Genomic DNA, 19,849 nt, shown 5'->3' with positions numbered 1-19,849 from the left:
ACGGCAAGGGGTACAATTACTTTCAACATTTCTTTTCTTCTGAAAGATATGACGAAGAAGCATTTAACATGAATACTTCACCTTTAACGAACACCTTTTTTGCACAAACAAGGTTGCTCAATGCAATCCTGACTTCGCAAGATCTCTCATTTCCATTGCGGAGAAAAATTATTTTTTCATCCATAAGTGGTAAAAGCGCTTCTGTAATTTGAGATTCCGTCATAGCCTGCGTTTTTAAGAGCTCAAGTATGGCTTTCTCCACCGTTTCATCTCCTATTCGTAGAGAAATAAAAAACATCTACGAATCGTAGTATACATCTTTTTATCTATTTTTACAAGATTAATTTGACAAAAAAATCTATATAATGTAGAATTAGTTGAGGTGATAAAATGCCATCATTTTTCTCTTCACGATTAAAAACTTTAAGAATAAAGAAAAATTTGAGCCAAAAAGCCTTGGGGAAAATGCTCGGCTTAAGTGATAAGACCATTTCCGCTTACGAAAATGGAAGAAATGCACCCGACTTTCAAACACTTGTTAAAATTTCCAAAATTTTCGGTGTAAGCGTTGACTATCTTTTGGGCGCAACTGATATAGAAAAATCCGAAACAACTTTAAGGGAATACACGTTAAAGGACATACCCGTTTACGATGAAAAATCCATACTTAACGAAGAAGCGATAGAACGAATAAAGCTTCCAATATGGGCTGAATGCTCATATGGCTTTATCGTACCTGATGACTCGGAAGAGCCGGTGCTTTCTGAGGGTGATGTGGCTTTGATAAAAAAGGGACCCGCAATGGATGGAGATCTGATTTTGTGGAAGGGAGAAAAGATTCAGATAAGGCGTTTGTACATTCAAGGCGACAACGTAATTTTGAAGCCCGAAAACTCGAAATACAAACCTTCCATAGAAGACGTTTTGAAAATTTCATCGTCCATTCTTGGAGTGATCGTGGGGAGATGGCAAAAATTCAAATGATGTGGCCAAAATTATGTTGGAGGGATTCCATGTGGACGAGGAAAAAATGGAATTGTTTTTTATTTTATGGAAAAAAGGGTATATTTGGACAAAAAATGGAAAGCTCAGATCGGACGGAAAAATAGAGTTGTGGAAATCTGCAATTGAAAGGATGAGTGAAAATGCTAAGAAAGAATTGGATAAATGAATTTTCTCCGCAAAATGCGTTTGAGATAGAATACGAACTGTCAAGATTTCATCGCTCGAAAGGCGGAAGAGGATATTCAAGTGCGGTTGAACTTGTAAAAAGCGTTGTGGGAGACTCAAACATTTTAAAGTACCCTGCGGGCGTAAATTGCGAAGGATGGAAGATTCCGAAAGGTTGGAATCTCAATGGCGGATTTTTGAAGGTAAATGGAGAATACGTTGTATCAGATCTAAGACTTTCACCAATATCTGCGATCTTCATGTCATCTCCTACCAATGGAGTTCAAACCCTTCAGCTGGTTGACGTTGGCAGCGGAGAAAAAGCAAAAGATTACGAAGGAAAAAATGTGAAAGGAAAAGCCATTCTTGCAAATGGAGACATTTCAAGAGTTTACGATCTTGGAGTGGAAAAATTTGGGGCAAAATGCGTACTTTCATACTTTATGAGATTTCAAGTCAAATCAATAGAAAGAACTCCAGATCTGCTATCACACGCGGTTAATTACACATCTTTTCCTTCCCACGTTAGAGAAGGTATTTTTGGTTTTGCGCTCAGTTATGATCAGTACAAAAAGATAAAAAAACAATTGAAAAATGGTAATGTAAAAATAAAAGCGCTTATAGATTCGGATGAAGGCAATAACGTTTTGGAGGTGTTGGAAGCTAGGTTTGGAAGGAGAAATTCTAAAAAGCCTGTGATCTTGACCGCCCATCTCTGTCATCCACGCCCCGGTGCAAATGATAACGCCAGTGGCTCGGCATTGTTGGCAGAAATCACGAGGGTTTTAAGAAAAGTTGAAATAGACAGGGAAGTAATTTCCCTTTGGGTACCAGAAATGTATGGAACTATATCGTATTTACAAGATCATGATTACGATTTTGAATTTGGAATAAATCTTGATATGGTGGGTGAAGATCAAGCAAAAACGGGGGCAGTTTTACAAGTATCGTCAACACCTTGGTCTATTCCTTCTATTGTAAGCGATTTGCTTTACGCTAATCTTCAAAATGATAACTTCAAAATGGTAACGGGACGGTATTTTGAGGGCTCTGATCACTTCATATTCACCGACGCGACGATAGGAGTTGGAGCAACTTCATTAACTCAGTTTCCGGATAGATTCTATCACACGAGTGAAGACACTCCAGACAAATCTTCGATTGAATCTTTCAAATGGATAGGTGAGGGCGTTCTTAACTCGTTGTTTGATGTTACCTATGATTTTCCAAAAACGGTTTCTTCAAAAGTGCAAGCAAATATTGCCAAAGAATTCGTTGAGAATTACGTAAAAAGTGAAGTGCCTTTGGTGAAAAAATGGATTTCTCACATGGCACAGGAGAAGATGAAACAACTGGAAAAGTACACAAAAGTGGAAACGTTGAAAAAAATGCTTGGCCCATATTCAAAGGAGGCGGAGGAAGCCCAGAATCTTGTTAAGCCTCAACATTTAAGAAAAGTAAAAGGTCCAATTCAAGACGTGTGGATGAATGAAAAGGATAGAAAATGGTTTTTTGAAGTGACCAGACGCATTCCTGAATTCAGGAGCTTCAAATATGAACTGTTGAATTTCATGGAATTGGGGATCTCACTTGAAAATTCGATAGAGCTTTCAAAGCACGAATTTGAAATTGGTCAAGATGTTCTCCAAGACGCAAAGTATTACCTTAATCGATTGGCTGAAGAAGGCATAATTTGATACGGGAGATGATTAAAGTGGAAGTGACGTTTGAAAAGTTAAGTGAATCGTCTCTAAGCAAAGTAGTGGATATGGTAAACGAAATATTTTCGGACTACGTCATTCCTATAAAGTGGGATGTCATTTCTTTTGAACTTGATGTAGAAGAAAATTCCATTTCACTCGAAAACTCGTTTTTCATACTTATCAACGGCAAAGAAATTGGTCTTTCCATAAATGCGATCAGACCTCCAAGGGCGAGAATAGACGCTTTTGGAATATTGAAAGAATTTAGGGGTCATGGTTACGGTACGGCACTTTTAGAATACTCGTTAGACACTTTAAAATGGAAAAACACGAATAAGACGTTTTTGGAAGTGGCACAAGGCGATCCAGCAGTTTCTTTTTACGAAAGGTATGGCTTTAGATTTGAAAGAAAACTGACGTCTTATTTTCTAGATAAAATCACTGAAGAAAAGCCTGTAAAATTCGAAGAGGCAACGGCAGAAGAAATATACGAAATGGCAGCGCTAAATGAAAAAGAAAAAAGGAGATTTCCGAATTGGCAAAGAGAGGCGCTAAGTTTGAAGAATGCTCAGCAGAGATACAACAACCATTTTATAGTGGAAAATGGTGAAAAAATTGGATACGTGGTGTGGGGAATAAATTCAAATGGTGCTTACATTGTAGACACTGCTCCAAAAAAATGGGACGATTACACTCGCTTTTTCAAACGCGTAATTGCCAACATTCAAAATGAATTTTTTCCAAAGAGTATTTTAATAATGAACGTTCCAGACAACGATCCACTCAATGAAGCTTGTGTTAGCCTTGGAATGAAAGCGTTTTTTGAACAATTAGAAATGGTGAGATTTTGAAAATAAGAGTGCCAAAATTCAAAGCCCCGGATGAATTCGAAATAAAACATACCCATGCCTCTGTTATTTTGGGGAGCTACCCGCTAAGTGTAAAAGTGGGGAATGCCGTTGAATTTGGAAGCGGGAATGGAGTAGCATCTATCATGATGGCATTGCTAAATGCGCATCTTAAGATAAAAGCCATAGATGTAGACAAAAAAGCGTGTGAAGAAGCGAGAGTTTTTGTGAATTTGAATCAACTAGAGGAAAGAATTGAAGTGATAAATATGGACGTTTTAAAAATAACAGAACTCATAGGATACGAATCGGTTGAATTCGTGTTTTTCAATCCGCCATTTCACACAAGCGGAAAGGTCAGCAAAAATGAAAGGAGATTTTTGGAAAGAAATGAAAACGCCTTCGAAAAATTCGTCATTTCATCCTTTAAAATATTGAAAAACAAAGGATATTTTAGGATGGTAACATCTCCGATGAATTTGTTAACGCATGTGGAATTGCTCGAAAAAAACAGGTTAATACCGAAATTTTTTGTTCCGATCTACGGGAAAAAAGAAGTGAATTCAAAACTGATTTTAATTGAGGGAGTTAAAAACGGGAAAAAGACAGGAGTAAAGGTTAAATTTCCCGTTTTTTTAAACACCGATCTGGTAAAATAAATATGTGTAAAGGTACCACCTTTGGACGATGATATAATTTAGTGAGGTGATCGCCAACATGAAAGAAGAAAAAGTGGATATTGCCGTCATAGGTGGAGTAGCAGCTGGTACGAGTGCCGCGGCGGCGGCTGTAAGAGAAAATAAAGAGGCAAAGGTTGTCCTTTTTGAAAAAGATAGATTTATATCTTACGGTGGTTGTGGAATACCGTACTACGTAGAAGGTCTAACGAAAAGTTACAAAGACATAATTGTGTTCACACCTGAAGATTTTAAAAGAAGTAAAGGTGTCGATGTTAGAATACTTCACGAAGTTACCTCAATAGATCCAAAAAACAAGAGCCTGAGGGTTAAAAGATTAGAAGATTCGGAAGAAATAAATGTTTTTTTTGACAAGCTCATAATTTCAACTGGCGCAAAGGCCGTTATGCCACAGATCGATGGCTTAAAAGAAGGCGAAAGGATATTCAAAGTTAGAACTCTTCAAGATGCCATAAGACTAAAAACTTTTTTGGATGACAGCGCCCCCAAAGATGCCGTTATATTGGGAGGCGGTTATATAGGCCTGGAAATGGCAGAGGCGCTGTCTGCCAATGGAATAAATGTAACAATCATAGAAATGATGGAGCATGTCATGCCAACGGCAGATGTTCAAATGAGTGAAACCATCGAGCGTGAATTACTGAAAAACAATGTTAGAATTATGACCAAAACGAAACTCAACTTTGTGGAAGAAACCGAAGAGTCTTTGAGGTTAAGTACCACCAATGGGGTTTTGGAAAGTGATATGCTGCTCGTTACAATCGGTGTTGCACCGGAATCGGAATTGGCAAAGGCAAGTGGAATAACAACTTCAATTAAAGATGCGATAGAAGTAAGAGCTGACATGTCTACGAATTTCAAGGATGTGTATTCCTGTGGTGATTGCGCAACGGCACCTCACAGGTTAACAGGTGAAAGCGTGTACATTCCTCTGGGCACAACGGCAAATAAGCAGGGAAGAATTGCCGGAAGAAACGCGGCTGGAAAGTACGAAGAATTCAAAGGAGTTCTTGGCACGGCGGTTACAAAGATATTTGCCCTTGAATACGCGAGGACTGGTCTTACATACCGCGAAGCTTCCGAAAAGTTTAAAGCAGGCATGACACTTGTAACTTCAAAGTCAAAAGCTCATTACTATCCTGGAAACAGAGAAGTTCAGATAATGTTAGTCTACGAAAAAGGAAGTGGAAAACTTTTAGGAGCACAGATGGCAGGCGGGGAAATTTCAAAGCGAATAGATGTCGTGGCTTCAGCAATAACGGCAGGTATGACAGTTGAAGAACTTTCAACTCTCGATATGGCGTACGCGCCTCCTTTTTCACCCGTTTGGGATCCAGTTTTGGTGGCGGCAAATGTCGCAAAAAAGGATGTTTAACGATGATAGTAATAATAGGAGACAAAAGTGATGAAGGTCTTTTAATGGATTTGGTCGAGTCGAAATTGAATGCCTTATGTCATGACGAAAAAATAGTTAGATTGAGGCAAGTTGAATCAAAAGATGTCTACAGTGCCTCTTACATCTTAGAACGAATTGCTTACTACCTTCCAAAGGGCACGATCTTTTTAAGCGTCGTAGATGCCTTTAACGAAAGCGCGAGAATACCCATCGTTCTTGAAACAAAAGATGAAAAAATTTTTGTTGGTTTCGATAACGGCATGTTCACGGCGGTTATAAAGAGCTACGGAATACATCAGATCAGAAGAATAAAAAGCCCCGAGGGATTTTCGCTGTCTTTTTTTAGATCTTCTCTGAACATATTGGTTCCAACCGTATCTGATTTGAAAACGGGTAAAAAGGTATCAGAAGTTGGAGAGCTTTACATGACATATTACAGTTTGAAATATCACAAAGTGCTTCTCTTTCCCTACAAAGTAGAGGGGGAAGTGGCGTTTTTCGATGGTCAAAATGTGGAGACGAATATTCCATTTTCTCTCCTCAAAAAGTTGGATATTGAATCTGGTGATGAGATAATAGTTAAAGGAAAAAGCGTACTTGTAAGTGAAGATGAGCGTGACAGAGAAAATAAATCGCTCATTCTTCGAGAAGGCGCCGCTGGGTACGCCGAGATAATATCACAATTCAGTGCCGCTGATATTTTAAAAGTTCAGCTTGGAGAGAAATTAACGTTGGAGGTCTTAAAATGAATGATGTTGCCGTAGTTACCGGTGGAAGTAGGGGGATTGGGTTGGCCGTGGTAAGAAAGCTTTTGAGTTTGGGCTACGAAGTGGTCGCCACTTACGTCCATTCTGCCGGTGAGCTTGAAAAAACAGGTGCCCACTCAATTAAAGCGGATGTGAGCATTCAAAGCGATGTGGAAAAGACGGTGGACTTCGCAAAAAAACTTGGAAGAATAAAAGTACTGGTGAATAACGCTGGTATAACGGCGGATGATCTCCTTATGCGAATGAAGGACGAAGAATGGGAAAAAGTCTTGGACGTGAATCTAACCGGTACATTTAGAATGACAAGGGCCGTCATTCGTGATCTGATAAAGAGCAAAGGAAGTGTGGTTAACATTGCTTCTGTTGTGGGGCTTGTTGGAACAATCGGTCAGGCAAATTATGCGGCTTCAAAGGGAGGAATAATTTCTTTTACCAAGAGTGTGGCAAAGGAGTACGCTAAGAAAGGCGTAAGGGTTAACGCGGTTGCACCTGGATTTATAGACACCGCGATGACTGAAAAATTAGATGAAGCCCACAAAAAACAATATCTGAGCTTGATCCCGCTTGGCAGATATGGAAGGCCCGAAGAAGTTGCGGAGTTGGTGGCCTTTTTAATTTCGGACGCGGCATCTTACATAACCGGTCAAGTTGTAAATGTAGACGGTGGCATGGTGATGTGAAAAGTGAAATTATTACCTTTTTCTAAGGCTGAAAGTCACACTCGCCTTGGAAATGGAATGTTCATTTTTTTGTTTTCGGTTGTTTTTGCCTTTGAATTTTTAATATATTTTTTCTTTCTTCCCCCGGCACTCCTATATTTTTTAGTGGTAATAGCTTTCGATGCAGCGTTCTACGTTATTACCATTCTCTTTGTTTCCCACTTCGTGGATGAACCAATATTGACTCTCATAGGAAGGGTGAGAAAAACTTCTTTAACCCTTAAACCTTCCCGAAAAAAAGGGATAAAGGGAGAATTTGGAGAGATCCTTAAAGAAGTGGACAGATTGGCTGAAACTCTGAAAAGAGAAAGAGATGGCTTACTTGAAACGTACAACGAGTACAGAAACATAGTTGAATCCCTTGAAGAGGGAATAATAATGACCACAGCCAATGGCGAAATACTCATGATCAATCATGGTGCCGAAAAGATATTTTCTACTCATCGAGCGAATTGGAAGGGTAAAAACATAAATGAATTTTTCAGATTTTATGAAATTATTCCTGGGGAAATAAAAAAGATCATATCTTCAAAAAAAACGGGGAAAAAGCTTATAATACGACAAGTCTCCATGGAAGTTAGAGGAAAGTTCAATGCGCTTTACATATTCGAAGACGTAACTGAAGTGAAAAATCTTGAAAACGCATTGAGTAGAGCTGAAAATCTCGCTTTGCTTGGAAAGATAACTGCAAGCGTAGCGCATGAGATAAAGAACCCGTTAGCGTCGTTAAAGTTATCGGTCCAGCTTTTAAAAAAGCAGCTTGGAAGTTCCAATTCGGAAATTTTGGAAACCATAAACGTACTTGATAAAGAAGTAAGAAGGCTTGAGGAAAGGGCAAAGGGTTTTTTGGAATTTTCAAATCCAAAATACGAATTCAAAGCTTTAAACGTGATAGAAGTCGTTACGGAAGCCGTTAAGCTCGCAAGAATAAGGGCAAGAGATAGAAATATTCAAATAACGACCAACTACTCCGATGAAAATGTGGTTGTATTGGGAGATATGAACGCGTTGAATTCGGCATTTTTGAATGTTTTAGTTAACGCGATGGATGCCTGTGAAGAAAATGGAAAAATAAACGTAAAAGTAAAAAAAGAAGAGAAAATGGTTACCATTTCCTTCACAGACAATGGAAAGGGAATTTCTCCAGATGCGTTAGACTACATATTTGAACCTTTTTTCACGTTAAAAAATGGTGGAACTGGTCTGGGAATGAGCATTGTAAAAAGGGTCGTTACTTCTCATGGCGGTAAGGTAAAGGTTATGAGCAAGAAAGGAGAAGGGACGACGGTGAATTTGCACATCCCACTTTTAGGTGATGATAATGGCTGAAATATTGGTAGTGGAAGATGATACAAGTCTAAATCGTCTCATCTGCAAGGCACTTGAGATGGAAGGACATACGACAAATGGCGTTAAGAGCTTAAAAGAGGCTAGAAAAGCTTTCGAAAATTCATGTTACGATTTGACAATATTGGACTTAATGCTTCCAGATGGAAATGGGCTCGATATCATCGAAGAAGCGGTAGTAAAAAGCGAAGTCATAGTTATAAGCGCTCATGGTGACATAAATACGGCCGTTAAGGCGGTCCAACTCGGCGCCTTTAATTTTATTCCAAAGCCTTTTGAATTGGCAAGTTTAACAACGGAAGTCGAGAGGGCTTTGGAGAGCAAAGCGCTGAAGTTGGAAAATCTTTCTTTGAAACTGCCAACCAAATTGGTGGGCGAAAGCGCTGCCATGAGGAAACTGCGCGACGTGATAAACACTGTCGCATCTAAAAATGTTACCGTTCTCATTCAAGGTGAATCTGGTAGTGGAAAAGAAGTCGTGGCAAAATCCATTTGGAAGTTAAGTGATAGGGCTAACGAGCCATTTGTGGCCGTTAATTGTGGAGCGATACCAGAAGAGCTTTTTGAGTCCGAACTTTTCGGCTACGAAAAAGGCGCTTTCACCGGAGCCATGAAATCAAAAGCAGGAAAAGTTGAATTGGCAAATGGAGGGATACTCTTTTTAGATGAAATCGGAGAGCTTCCGAAAGCTGTGCAGGTTAAACTCCTGCGCGTTTTAGAAACATCCGAAGTTGAAAGGCTCGGAGGAACGCAACCAAAAAGGGTGAACGTGCGTGTGCTTTCTGCCACTAATAGAAATTTGGAAGAAGCCGTGAAAAAAAATGAGTTTCGTGAAGATCTGTATTACAGGATAAACGTCGTCAAAATAGACGTTCCACCTCTTAGAGAAAGAAAGGAAGATATCCCAATGCTTGTTGAACACTTCACCAAGCTTTTTTCAAAGCAATTGAACGTCAAAGCAAAACCCTTTAGTCAGGAGGCGTTAAGTGCCTTAAAGGAATACGATTTCCCTGGAAATGTGAGAGAGCTTCAAAATATCGTGAGATCTGCGTTGGTCTTTTCAAATGAAGGAGAAATCAAAGTTGGAGATCTTCCAATTCAATTGGACAATCCTTCAAGAGAATACGTTAAAGTCCCGATAGGCATCTCTTTAGAAGAGGCTGAAAAATTGGTGATTGAAAGTACTCTGAAAAAGTTTGGAGACAACAAGACAAAAACGGCGAAAATATTGGGAATAGGTTTGAGCACTTTACACATGAAATTGAAGCAATGGGGGATTAAAAGTGAAAAAAAAGATTGAAGTTCTTGACAAAGGTTTTGTAGAACTGATAGATGTTTTTGGTGGAGATAAAGCAGCCGCGCGTGCGGCACGAATATCTTACATGTCTAAATCAGATCCACAGGGAGATAAAAGGCTTATAGAGCTCTTGATGACAAATGGTCATGAATCTCCATTTGAACACATAGTCTTTACCTTTCAAATAAAAGCTCCTATTTTTGTTGCAAGACAATGGTTCAGACACAGAATAGGATCTTTCATGGAACGTTCCGGCAGGTACACAAAATTCGATGAAGAATTTTACGTACCCAAAAAAAGTAGGGCGAATGGACTTGAGGAAGCGATGAGGGAACAAATGCAATCTGCGTTTAAAACTTACAAAGAACTCCTTGAGAATGGGGTGAAGAAAGAAGTCGCGAGAATGGTACTGCCGATGAGTTTGTACACTCAATGGTATTGGACCGTTAACGCAAGAAGTCTTATGAATTTTTTGAATTTGCGCGCGGATAAACACGCGCAGTATGAAATACAGCAATACGCGTTGACCGTGGCGATTTTCTTCAAGGAAACGTGTCCATGGACATACGATGCCTTCTTGAGAAAATATTACAAGGGCGATCTGTTGGAGGTGTAAAGTGGTGATATTGGGTCATAGGGGGTATTCTGGAGCTTACCCCGAAAATACGCTCCTTTCATTTCAAAAAGCCATCGAGTACAAAGCGGATGGTATTGAATTGGACGTTCACCTCAGCAAAGATGGACAAATGGTTGTATGTCACGACGAAAACATGTACAGAACTTACGGTAAACACGGTTGGATAAAAGATGAAACTCTTGACGAGATTAAAGGATACGAATCGATGGGACAGAAGATGCCAACACTTAAAGAGGTTTTTGAGATTATTCCAGAGTCGGTTATAGTAGACGTGGAGCTAAAAACAAATGTAATTCGTTACAAAAATTTGGAAGAAGATGTGTTGGGGCTTATCAACGATTACAACCCTGAAAGGGTGTGGCTTTCTTCTTTTAATCACGAAACGTTAGTCAAAATAAGAGAACTAGACAAAAACGTGAAACTGGGAATGCTCTTTGGAGAAGAACATCTTAAAACTTTAAAAGAGAGCATGAATTTGAGCCTCAAGATAAACGTTTTTTCGTACAACATTCCAACTTACGCTGTGGGAATTGAAGGATTTGACGATTTTTTCTCATTCGCAAAAGAAAACGACATAAAGGTCGTATTTTGGGACTCTAATACTGTAGAAGACTTTGACTTCGCAAAGAAATGTGGTGCCTACGCCGTTATAACGAACGAAGTAGAAAGAGCGGTTAAATTCTTCAAAGAGGAAAAAGAAAAGTGAAGGAATTGGTTTTGAAAGCTTTAAAAATTTTAGAAATAGAAGATGTTCCTCCATTTCCCCATTATTTCGAATGGGCTTTGACGCACAGTTCTTACGCCAATGAAAACGGTGTACCTTCTTACGAAAGGCTTGAATTTTTGGGGGACGCTGTAGTTGGTTTGGTAATAGCTCATCAGACTTTTGAAAACTTTCCAAAGATGGCAGAGGGCGATATGGCGAAAGTAAAAGCCGTTGTAGGAAGTGAACCGGTTTTATCTGAAGTGAGTAAAGAAATCGGTCTATCCAAGCTGGTGTTGATAGGAAAGAGCTTACGTTCATCAGATGATAGCTTAGAATCTATCTTTGCAGATATCTTTGAATCAACCATGGCAGCGATCTTTTTGAACTTTGGTTTTGAAAGGGCTTACAGCACGGTGGAAAAATTGCTTAAAGACAAGATAAACGCCGCCACTCAAAAAAAGATCTTCTTCGATTACAAGACCATGCTTCAAGAGTATACACAAGACAAATACGGCACCCTGCCGGAATACTTTCTTGTAGAGGAAAAAGGACCTTCACACAAGAAAGTATACACTTTCGAAGTAATTGTGAACGGACAGATTTACGGAAAAGGTATGGGAAAAAGCAAAAAAGCCGCGGAACAGGAAGCGGCAAAAGATGCGTTAAAGAGGTTGAAAAAAATTTGAAGATAATTCCAATTTTCTTTCCAAATGCAGGGTGCAAATACAGATGTGTGTTTTGCAATGAGTGGATGGCAACGATGAAAAGGACACCATTGTCGATTTGTGAAGAGATAAAAAAAGCTTACGCTTTTTACCATGGTGATGAAAATTCCGAAATTGCTCTTTACGGTGGTACTTTTACCGGCATAAAAGAATGGAAAGAAATTCTTTTAAAAGTTGAAGAATGCGCTTTGAAAATAGGTATAACCAGAATAAGAATCTCAACGAGGCCAGATGAAATAGAAGACGCCGAATTTTTATCCAATCACCACGTAACGTTTGTTGAAATCGGAGCCCAGTCTATGTGCGAAGACGTTTTAGAAGCTTCCAAACGTTATCATAGCGCAAAAGACGTGAAGAATGCCATCGAATCTTTAACTAAGGCAAACGTTAAAGTCTCAGTTCATCTAATGACAGGACTTCCGAAAGACACAAAGTCAAAATCTCTTTTTTCCGCTTTTGAGGTGGCAAATTTAAATGTGGACGCCGTCAGAATACATCCAACTTTAGTGCTGAAAGAAACGGAATTAGAGCGTTTGTACATTCAAAAAAAATACGTTCCCCAAACGCTAAAAGAAGCTCTTGATTGGGTATCTGACATGGTGGCAATTTTCTTAGATTCCAACATCACCGTAGAAAGATTGGGCATGTATCAGGATGCTCAAACCCTTCCCAACGTTGTTGCAGGACCATACCACCCATCTTTTGGAGAATTGGCTAGGGCAGCGCTGTACAGAAAATTTCTAATCTCCACAAATGCCTTAAAAGTTCACGCACCTGATAAACTCAGATCACAGATAGTGGGAAGAAACAAAGATTTAAAGGTTGATTTCAAAGAAGATGGTAAAATATGGGTTGAATCGGAAAACGCTACAATATCATTTAAAAAATGGCTAAAAGAACACATTGACAAGCTTAAGGAGATATCCAAATGCGACTCGTAAGGTTAGAAGTTGAAGGGTTTAAATCTTTTGGAAATTACGTTAAGTTTGATATTCCAAAGGGAATAACGTGTATCGTCGGACCAAACGGTTCTGGAAAGTCGAACGTTGTTGACGCCGTTAGATGGATATTCGGAGAGAGGGCAAGCAGTAAACTGAGAATGTCAAATGCTTCAGACGTACTTTATGCGGGTTCATCAAGTGTAAAAAAAGCGGAAAAGGCATGGGTGAAGGCCGTTTTCATTGATGAAAATAATAAGGAAATAAGCGTTGAAAGGATATTCACCGCGGATGGAAAAAATTCTTACTTTTTAAATGGTTCGGCCACAAGGTTGAAAGATATCAACTTACTTTTTACCGGTACTGGGACGGGAAAAGATCTTTATTCCATAGTCGGTCAGGGTGAAATATCCAATTTGGTTAACTCTTCACCGGAACAAATAAAGGCTCTGGTTGAAGAAGCGGCAAACGTTGCAACTTACAAAGCAAAAAAAGCGGAAACTCTTTCAAAGCTCTTTGGTGTTGAGGAAAACCTTCAGAGGCTCCAAGATATCATCTCTGAGGTTGAGAAAAGTCTTCGCTCTTTGAACTTGAAATCAAAGAGAGCAAAAAGGTACAAAGAATATGAAGAGGAATTGAAAAAATTGAAGAGAGCGTACTTTGGCCACTTCTATTTTTTGAATTCCACAAAGATGAATGACGTTGAAGAAAAATTGAAAAATCTCTCTGAAGAAATAGAAAAAGAACAGAAAGAACTTTTTGAGTTAGAACTTCAAAGCTCTGAGCTCAAAGAGCTTTCATCTGGAGTCGAAGAAGAGATAAAAAGATTTGAAAACGAACTTGAAAAGTACAGAGAAAGAGAGAAAACTCTGGCAAATCTTAAAGAACTGTACTCTTCAAAATTGTCAAATGATAGAACGAATTACGTTGAGCTAGGGACAAAAAAAGATTCCATGCGTTCTGAAGTTGATAGGAGTCTTGAGAGATTAGAAGAACTTAAAAGGCTTATTTCAAGCTTGGACGAAGATTATTCTAAAATGAATGAAGAGCTTGAAAAATTTGAAAAGGTTTACAACTCAAAAGCCGAAGAGATTTCTCGAATAGAAAAGAGAAAAGCCGAAATGGAATCTGAGATCTCCACCTTGACAAAACAAAAGAATTCCCTTGAAGTGGCAAAGTCAAAAGCAATAGAAAATGTAAAAGATCTGAAAAAACGCCTTGAAGTGTTGCGCGTGCAACTTCATGAAAAAAAGGAAAAGGCCGCTCAATTGCAAGACAGGCTAGATAAAATATTGAAGGAAGAAAATGATTATGCCAAGAAGCTTGAAGAGAAAAATAAAAAACTTTCTGAAATAGAACAAAAAAGGCGGAAAATCGATGAGGAAATAGAGAAACTTCAAAGACATCACAACGAGTTGAATTCACAAAAAATGGAACTCAACTCAAAAAGAGACATATTAAAAAGGAGTATTGAAGAATACGCGGGATATTCCAATGCCGTCAGGGCCGTGATGAACGCAAAAATAGACGGGGTTATAGACGTTGTCGCAAATCTTCTTGAGGTTCCAAAGGATGTTGAAACGGCGATTTCTGTTTTGCTTGGTGGCAGGGCTCAAAACGTGGTAGTAAAAGATTCACAAGTGGCCAAAAGATGCGTTGAATTCTTAAAAAGAAACAGAATAGGAAGAGCCACTTTTATACCGATGGATATGATAGATCTCAGAGAGCCAGTGATAAACGTTTCACTCATTTCCGCACCCGGTATGGTGGGATACGCGGCGAAATTGGTAAAAGCCGTTCAAGGATTTGAAGGACTGGTCAATTTCCTGTTTTCACATGATTTGATAGTGGAAAATCTTCAAAGTGCCATTGATTTAAAACGGGAAAAAGCTCTTCATTCCAGAATAGTGAGTTTGGACGGTCAAATCATATCTTCTTCCGGTACCATAACGGGTGGAAGTGTTGAGAGGTCTAACTTCGTTTCTCAAAGAAGAATTTTGAAAGACGTGGAAGGAAGAATCGTTGCCATTTCCCAGCAAATGAAGGAAATAGATGCAAGAATAGCCGATCTTCAAGTTGGCAGGGAAATAGCATTTAAAGAGAAAAACGATATCGAAAAAACCCTGCTTCAGGATAACCTTTCACTTAACAATTCCAAAAACACGAAAGAATCTATAATGGCCCAATTGGCTTCTTTACAAAAAGAAGTTGATAGCCTTGAGAAATTCCAAAAAGATTATCTAAAAAGGATGGAAAAAGACGAAAAAGTAGTTGAAGAATCCAATGTGAAAGTAGAAGAGATAAATTCAAAGCTTATGCGAATTCAAGAAGAGTTAAGTGGCGATAAAACTGAGACCTTGAAAAATCGACAGGAAATAGAAAGCCTGCAAGAAAAGATGATAGACATTAAGATGAATATGAACTCGCTAAAAGAAAGGGCTGAAGGTTATAAAAAGGAATCTTTTAGACTTTCAAAACGCATAGATGAAATAGAAAGCGAAATTTCAGAGATAAATGTCAGGATGGAAGAAATTGCAAATGATATGAAACAATCACAAGAAAGGCTTGAAAACGTTGAAAGAGATCTTTCTTCTGTAAGAAAAGATATGGAAGACCTCTTCAGTAGATCTAAAAGCTCTAAGGGCAACCGTGATCAAACACTTCAAAAATTGGAAAATCTTGAAAGAATGATAAATGAAAAAAAAGAAGAGATAGAAAGAAATCGTGAAGAGGCACACACATTGGAAATAGAAAAAGTGTCTTTAGAAAACGCTTTACAGAATTCACTGGAAGAACTGTTAAAAGCTGGTGGAAATACGCGAGAGTGCGCCGTCTTAAAAGAAGAAGAGCTAAACAATATAGCCGAAGAAATAAAAAGCTATGAAAAGAAGATGAAATTTCTTGGTCCGGTCGATCTTTCATCCATAGATGAATATTCTAAGGTTGAAAAAAGGCATGAGGAATTGTTGGAACAGAAAAAAGATCTGCAAAGATCTAAAGTTTCACTTGAAAATGTCATAGAGAAAACGGATGATGAAGCAAGGAATCTCCTTAAGGAAACTTTAAACGTGATAAACGAAAACTTTGGAAAGATGATATCCATTCTTTTTTCTCATGGTAGCGGTTACCTTTCTTTTACCACAGATGACGTGTTGAATTCACCAGTGGAAATAAACGTCAAACTTGTGGGAAAGAGAACACAAAAACTTTACATGCTTTCCGGTGGTGAACGATCGTTGGTGGGCCTTGCACTTATCTTTTCGCTCTTGATGATAAACCCAAGTGCTTTTTATATTCTCGATGAAGTAGATGCGGCTTTGGACGATTTCAGTACACAGCGTTTTGTTAATTTGCTCTCTGAATATTCCAAAGATTCAAATTTCATAGTTATGACGCACAACAAAATGGTTATGGAAAGAGCAAATACTCTTTACGGCATTACCATGGTAAACGGTGTATCCACGGTTATTCCTGTGGAGCTTTCTGAATTTTCTGAAACGAATGCGGGGTAAAAGTATGTTTGATAATTCTTTGATAAGGAACATTTCGATCATCGCCCACATAGATCACGGAAAATCAACATTGGCAGACAGAATACTTGAACTTACCAACAGCGTTGAGGCAAGAAAAATGCACGCTCAATACCTTGATACCATGGAAATAGAGCAAGAACGTGGAATAACGATTAAAGCTCAACCCGTTAAGATTTTGTACAATGCTAAAGACGGAAAAGCTTACGAAATAAATATTATAGACACGCCGGGACACGTAGATTTCTCTTACGAGGTTTCGAGAAGTTTGGCCGCGTGCGAAGGGGCTATACTTTTGGTTGACGCGACTCAAGGTGTGGAAGCTCAAACAGTTGCAAACGCTTACTTGGCTATAGAAAATAACTTGGAAATAGTGCCGGTGATAAACAAAATAGACATGCCAAATGCCAACATAGAGGAGACGAGACGCGAGCTTTACGATACGTTGGGAATAAGACCCGAAGAAACTCTCTTGGTAAGTGCAAAAACTGGCGAGGGTGTTTCAGAGCTCATGGAAGAGGTTGTCAAAAGGATACCGGCACCTTCAGGAAGCCCTGAAGACAAGTTGCGCGCCTTGATATTCGACGCAAATTACGATCCATACAAAGGCGTGGTGGCACACGTGAGAATATTTGAGGGAAAGCTTTCTACGAAAGACGTGATAGAAATGATGTCTACAAAGGCGACTCATGAAGTCGTCGAAGTTGGCATTTTTTCTCCCTACATGACACCAACGGATATTTTATCTGCCGGAGAAGTTGGATACGTTGCCGCTTCAATGCGAGAGGCTCGAGAAGCACGGGTTGGCGATACCATAACGCTGGCAGTAAATCCGGCAAAAGAGCCTTTGCCAGGATATAAAGAGGCTAAGCCGGTTGTTTACGCCGGCCTTTATCCAACCGATCCAAAAGATTATGAAGAATTGAGAAAGGGATTGGAAAGATTTAAACTCAACGACGCGGCATTTGTCTTTGAGCCGGATAATTCTTCCGCACTGGGATTCGGCTTCAGGTGCGGTTTTTTAGGGTTACTTCACATGGAAATAGTCGTTGAACGATTGGAAAGAGAATATAATCTTGACGTTATAGCAACCGCTCCAAATGTTGTGTACGAAGTTGAAATGAACAACGGTGAAATCGTTAAGATCACTGACCCTGCAAAAATGCCAAAAGAAGGGACGTATTCAAGGATAAGAGAGCCATACGTAGATTTGAGCATTATGACGCCAGTAGACACCATGGGTGCTGTGATGAATTTCATTCAAAATGAAAAGAGAGGTGAATTCGTTTCAACTGAGAATGCGGGTAAAAACAGGGTAACTTTGAACTTTAAAATGCCGATGGCTGAAATGATATTCGATTTTTTTGATAAAATAAAAGCTATAAGCCATGGATACGCTTCAATGGATTACGATTTTGCGGAATACAGGGAATCAAAGCTGGTTAAAATAGGAATTCTTGTAAATAAAGAACCTGTTGAAGCGCTGAGTACGGTTGTGCATGAAAGCAAAGCGTACAAAGTTGCAAAAGCGTTGGTTGAAAGCATCGCAGAAAAAATGCCACGTCAGCAGTTTGAAATACCAATTCAGGCAACCGCACGTGGTAGAATAATCGCAAGGGCGACGGTGAAAGCGTATCGAAAAGATGTTCTGGCAAAATGTTACGGAGGAGATGTTACAAGAAAGATGAAACTTTTGAAAAAACAAAAGGAAGGTAAAAAGAGAATGAGAATGCTTGGAAATGTGAGTATTTCAAAGGATGTATTTTTATCAATATTGAGCATCGGAAAGGAGGACAAAAATTGAAGATCTCAACAGAGCTCAAAATACTTATCGCATTGGTGGTTGGCGCCATCGCACTATGGGGAGTTTTCGCTTTAAGTGCTAATTTTGCCAAGACGGTAAACGATGTGCTTGTAAATGGAACTCACGCAAGCATAGATGAAATAGATCCGATTTACACGAATGCCCTTATGAATGCCGGAACTTACCAGATAATAGCAAAAAACGTGTCAGAAGCTGAGATTGCAAAGTCATTCTGGCTTACATACGTTGGAAAAGATGTGAAAAACGTTAGAATTTTGAAAAAAACAAAGCTTTCAAAAGAAGAGGTTAACCAGGCCTTTAAAAATTACACCTTTGTGAATGCTAGAAGTCTTGAATTTTTGAAGAAAAATGGTTATGTTACAAAGAATCTAAACGCCCAACAGTTAAACACTTTGCTCGAAAATTACAACATTTCAACCATTCAAACGATGCTAAACGCGCGAGAGAATATCCCGCAGTTCACAGCGTACAAATTAGAAGTTCAGTTGTCCTTTAAAGACGGAAGTACGAAGAATGTCAACGTTCTCGCAATGAGGGCAATTTCGTCCGCAACTGGTCAGCCTTACAAACATTTGAGATGGGTGGTAAGTAAGGTATATTGAAAATATCTGAAATGATATCCATTCAACGGGAATTGTCATCAAAAGTGGTTTTACAAAAACTTGTAGAACAACCAAAACTTGTGGCCGGTTTTGATCTTTCTTTTCTTTCAAAAGAAAAGGCATTGGCAGTGGGGGTTGTGCTGAGCTTTGAAACGTTGGAGATCGTTGAATTAAAGTGGACAATCTCTAAGGTGGAAATTCCGTACATTCCGGGTTTACTGAGTTTTAGGGAAGGACCGGCGATTTTAAAAGTTTATTCAATGCTAAAAAATGAGCCAGACCTGCTCTTTTTCGATGGACAAGGGATAGCCCACCCCCGCCATCTTGGCTTAGCCGCCCATATGGCCTTGGAACTTGGAAAGCCTTCCATAGGAGTTGCAAAATCACACCTTTATGGAACGTATGAAATGCCGAAAAAGAAAAGGGGGGAATATACCTACCTTTACGATAAAGATGAGAGAATAGGCGTTGTTTTAACCACAAAAGACAACGTCAAACCTCTCTTCATTTCTCCTGGAAGTTATGTGAGCTTGAATGATTGTTTAGAATACACATTGAAAACCTCAAGAGGATATAAACTTCCTGAACCAACACGCGTAGCGGATTTTTACACCAAAAAGCTCAAAAAAGAGGTGGTAAATTCTTGAAAAATAGAGATGAGGAAGATTTAGAAAAGCAAGCCGATACCATTTATTTAACTTCACTTTTGTTGGGACAAATAGTGATCTGGCTGTTAGTTGCCTTGCTCGTTTACGCTGGAATTCGTATAGGCATTCAATCATTTGACAGGAATTTTACAAAGATGATAGTTATATTTTCTCTGACGGCGGGTTTGGTATTTTTATCCATTTTAATAGTGAAAAAAGGAAAAAAAAGAATAAGAATGATCAACAGTAAAAGAGGTTGAAAATGGGGAACAGAAGAATAATTTCTCGTGTGTC

The 19,849-nt window shown here is 39.0% G+C and carries 20 protein-coding genes; 19 read left to right on the top strand and 1 reads right to left on the bottom strand.

What is annotated here, in order from left to right; genetic code table 11:
- Positions 1–22: 22 nt before the first annotated feature.
- Positions 23–262 carry a hypothetical protein gene (locus ACXJIN_RS05895; protein ID WP_456400393.1) on the bottom strand — a complete coding sequence of 80 codons (240 nt, stop codon included), beginning with the start codon at positions 260–262 and terminating at the stop codon, positions 23–25.
- A 128-nt stretch (positions 263–390) separates the two neighbouring features.
- Here ACXJIN_RS05895 and ACXJIN_RS05890 point away from each other — a divergent pair, with 128 nt between their 5' ends.
- From ACXJIN_RS05890 to ACXJIN_RS05800, 19 genes are read left to right on the top strand one after another with little or no spacing between them, the layout of a single operon-like run.
- On the top strand, positions 391–984 hold the full coding sequence (locus ACXJIN_RS05890) for a helix-turn-helix domain-containing protein (RefSeq protein WP_456400391.1): 594 nt from the start codon (positions 391–393) through the stop codon (positions 982–984).
- A gap of 31 nt (positions 985–1,015) precedes the next feature.
- Positions 1,016–1,171 (top strand): hypothetical protein, encoded by a 156-nt coding sequence (locus ACXJIN_RS05885; RefSeq protein WP_456400389.1) that lies wholly within the window; start codon positions 1,016–1,018, stop codon positions 1,169–1,171.
- Positions 1,146–2,867: a DUF4910 domain-containing protein gene (locus tag ACXJIN_RS05880; RefSeq protein ID WP_456400387.1), complete on the top strand. Its 1,722-nt coding sequence runs from the start codon at positions 1,146–1,148 to the stop codon at positions 2,865–2,867. The genes ACXJIN_RS05885 and ACXJIN_RS05880 overlap by 26 nt, the downstream gene beginning before the upstream one ends.
- Before the next feature lie 17 nt (positions 2,868–2,884).
- Entirely contained in the window at positions 2,885–3,724 is an 840-nt protein-coding gene (locus ACXJIN_RS05875; protein WP_456400385.1) for a GNAT family N-acetyltransferase, read from the top strand.
- Positions 3,721–4,380, top strand: a complete 660-nt coding sequence (locus ACXJIN_RS05870) for a methyltransferase (protein ID WP_456400383.1) — start codon at positions 3,721–3,723, stop codon at positions 4,378–4,380. The genes ACXJIN_RS05875 and ACXJIN_RS05870 overlap by 4 nt, the downstream gene beginning before the upstream one ends.
- A gap of 58 nt (positions 4,381–4,438) precedes the next feature.
- Entirely contained in the window at positions 4,439–5,794 is a 1,356-nt protein-coding gene (locus ACXJIN_RS05865) for an FAD-dependent oxidoreductase (protein WP_456400381.1), read from the top strand.
- Positions 5,795–5,796: 2 nt separating this feature from the next.
- Entirely contained in the window at positions 5,797–6,564 is a 768-nt protein-coding gene (locus ACXJIN_RS05860) for an SAM-dependent chlorinase/fluorinase (RefSeq protein ID WP_456400379.1), read from the top strand.
- Positions 6,561–7,262 (top strand): 3-oxoacyl-[acyl-carrier-protein] reductase, encoded by a 702-nt coding sequence (fabG, locus tag ACXJIN_RS05855; protein WP_456400377.1) that lies wholly within the window; start codon positions 6,561–6,563, stop codon positions 7,260–7,262. Before ACXJIN_RS05860 ends, fabG begins: the two co-directional genes overlap by 4 nt.
- 3 nt (positions 7,263–7,265) lie before the next feature.
- Positions 7,266–8,630, top strand: a complete 1,365-nt coding sequence (locus ACXJIN_RS05850) for a sensor histidine kinase (RefSeq protein ID WP_456400375.1) — start codon at positions 7,266–7,268, stop codon at positions 8,628–8,630.
- A complete protein-coding gene (locus ACXJIN_RS05845) occupies positions 8,623–9,948 on the top strand; it encodes a sigma-54-dependent transcriptional regulator (RefSeq protein WP_456400373.1) in 1,326 nt (441 codons plus the stop codon). The genes ACXJIN_RS05850 and ACXJIN_RS05845 overlap by 8 nt, the downstream gene beginning before the upstream one ends.
- Entirely contained in the window at positions 9,932–10,561 is a 630-nt protein-coding gene (gene thyX, locus ACXJIN_RS05840; RefSeq protein WP_456400371.1) for an FAD-dependent thymidylate synthase, read from the top strand. The genes ACXJIN_RS05845 and thyX overlap by 17 nt, the downstream gene beginning before the upstream one ends.
- Position 10,562: 1 nt before the next feature.
- Positions 10,563–11,288, top strand: coding sequence for a glycerophosphodiester phosphodiesterase family protein (locus ACXJIN_RS05835; RefSeq protein ID WP_456400369.1), 726 nt, complete (start codon positions 10,563–10,565; stop codon positions 11,286–11,288).
- Positions 11,285–11,974 carry a ribonuclease III gene (gene rnc / locus ACXJIN_RS05830; protein WP_456400367.1) on the top strand — a complete coding sequence of 230 codons (690 nt, stop codon included), beginning with the start codon at positions 11,285–11,287 and terminating at the stop codon, positions 11,972–11,974. Before ACXJIN_RS05835 ends, rnc begins: the two co-directional genes overlap by 4 nt.
- Entirely contained in the window at positions 11,971–12,954 is a 984-nt protein-coding gene (locus ACXJIN_RS05825) for a radical SAM protein (RefSeq protein WP_456400365.1), read from the top strand. The genes rnc and ACXJIN_RS05825 overlap by 4 nt, the downstream gene beginning before the upstream one ends.
- On the top strand, positions 12,942–16,463 hold the full coding sequence (gene smc, locus ACXJIN_RS05820) for a chromosome segregation protein SMC (protein ID WP_456400363.1): 3,522 nt from the start codon (positions 12,942–12,944) through the stop codon (positions 16,461–16,463). Before ACXJIN_RS05825 ends, smc begins: the two co-directional genes overlap by 13 nt.
- 4 nt (positions 16,464–16,467) lie before the next feature.
- The gene (gene lepA, locus ACXJIN_RS05815) at positions 16,468–18,285 is read left to right on the top strand and encodes a translation elongation factor 4 (protein ID WP_456400361.1); all 1,818 of its coding nucleotides are present in this window, start codon (positions 16,468–16,470) and stop codon (positions 18,283–18,285) included.
- On the top strand, positions 18,282–18,908 hold the full coding sequence (locus tag ACXJIN_RS05810; protein WP_456400359.1) for a hypothetical protein: 627 nt from the start codon (positions 18,282–18,284) through the stop codon (positions 18,906–18,908). Before lepA ends, ACXJIN_RS05810 begins: the two co-directional genes overlap by 4 nt.
- The gene (gene nfi, locus ACXJIN_RS05805) at positions 18,905–19,555 is read left to right on the top strand and encodes a deoxyribonuclease V (RefSeq protein WP_456400357.1); all 651 of its coding nucleotides are present in this window, start codon (positions 18,905–18,907) and stop codon (positions 19,553–19,555) included. Before ACXJIN_RS05810 ends, nfi begins: the two co-directional genes overlap by 4 nt.
- A complete protein-coding gene (locus ACXJIN_RS05800; RefSeq protein ID WP_456400355.1) occupies positions 19,552–19,815 on the top strand; it encodes a hypothetical protein in 264 nt (87 codons plus the stop codon). Before nfi ends, ACXJIN_RS05800 begins: the two co-directional genes overlap by 4 nt.
- Positions 19,816–19,849 lie beyond the last annotated feature (34 nt).

This window comes from Mesoaciditoga sp. (assembly GCF_054006115.1).
The sequence above is the reverse complement of the archived record's forward strand: the minus strand, read 5'-3'. Positions and strand labels throughout refer to the sequence as shown.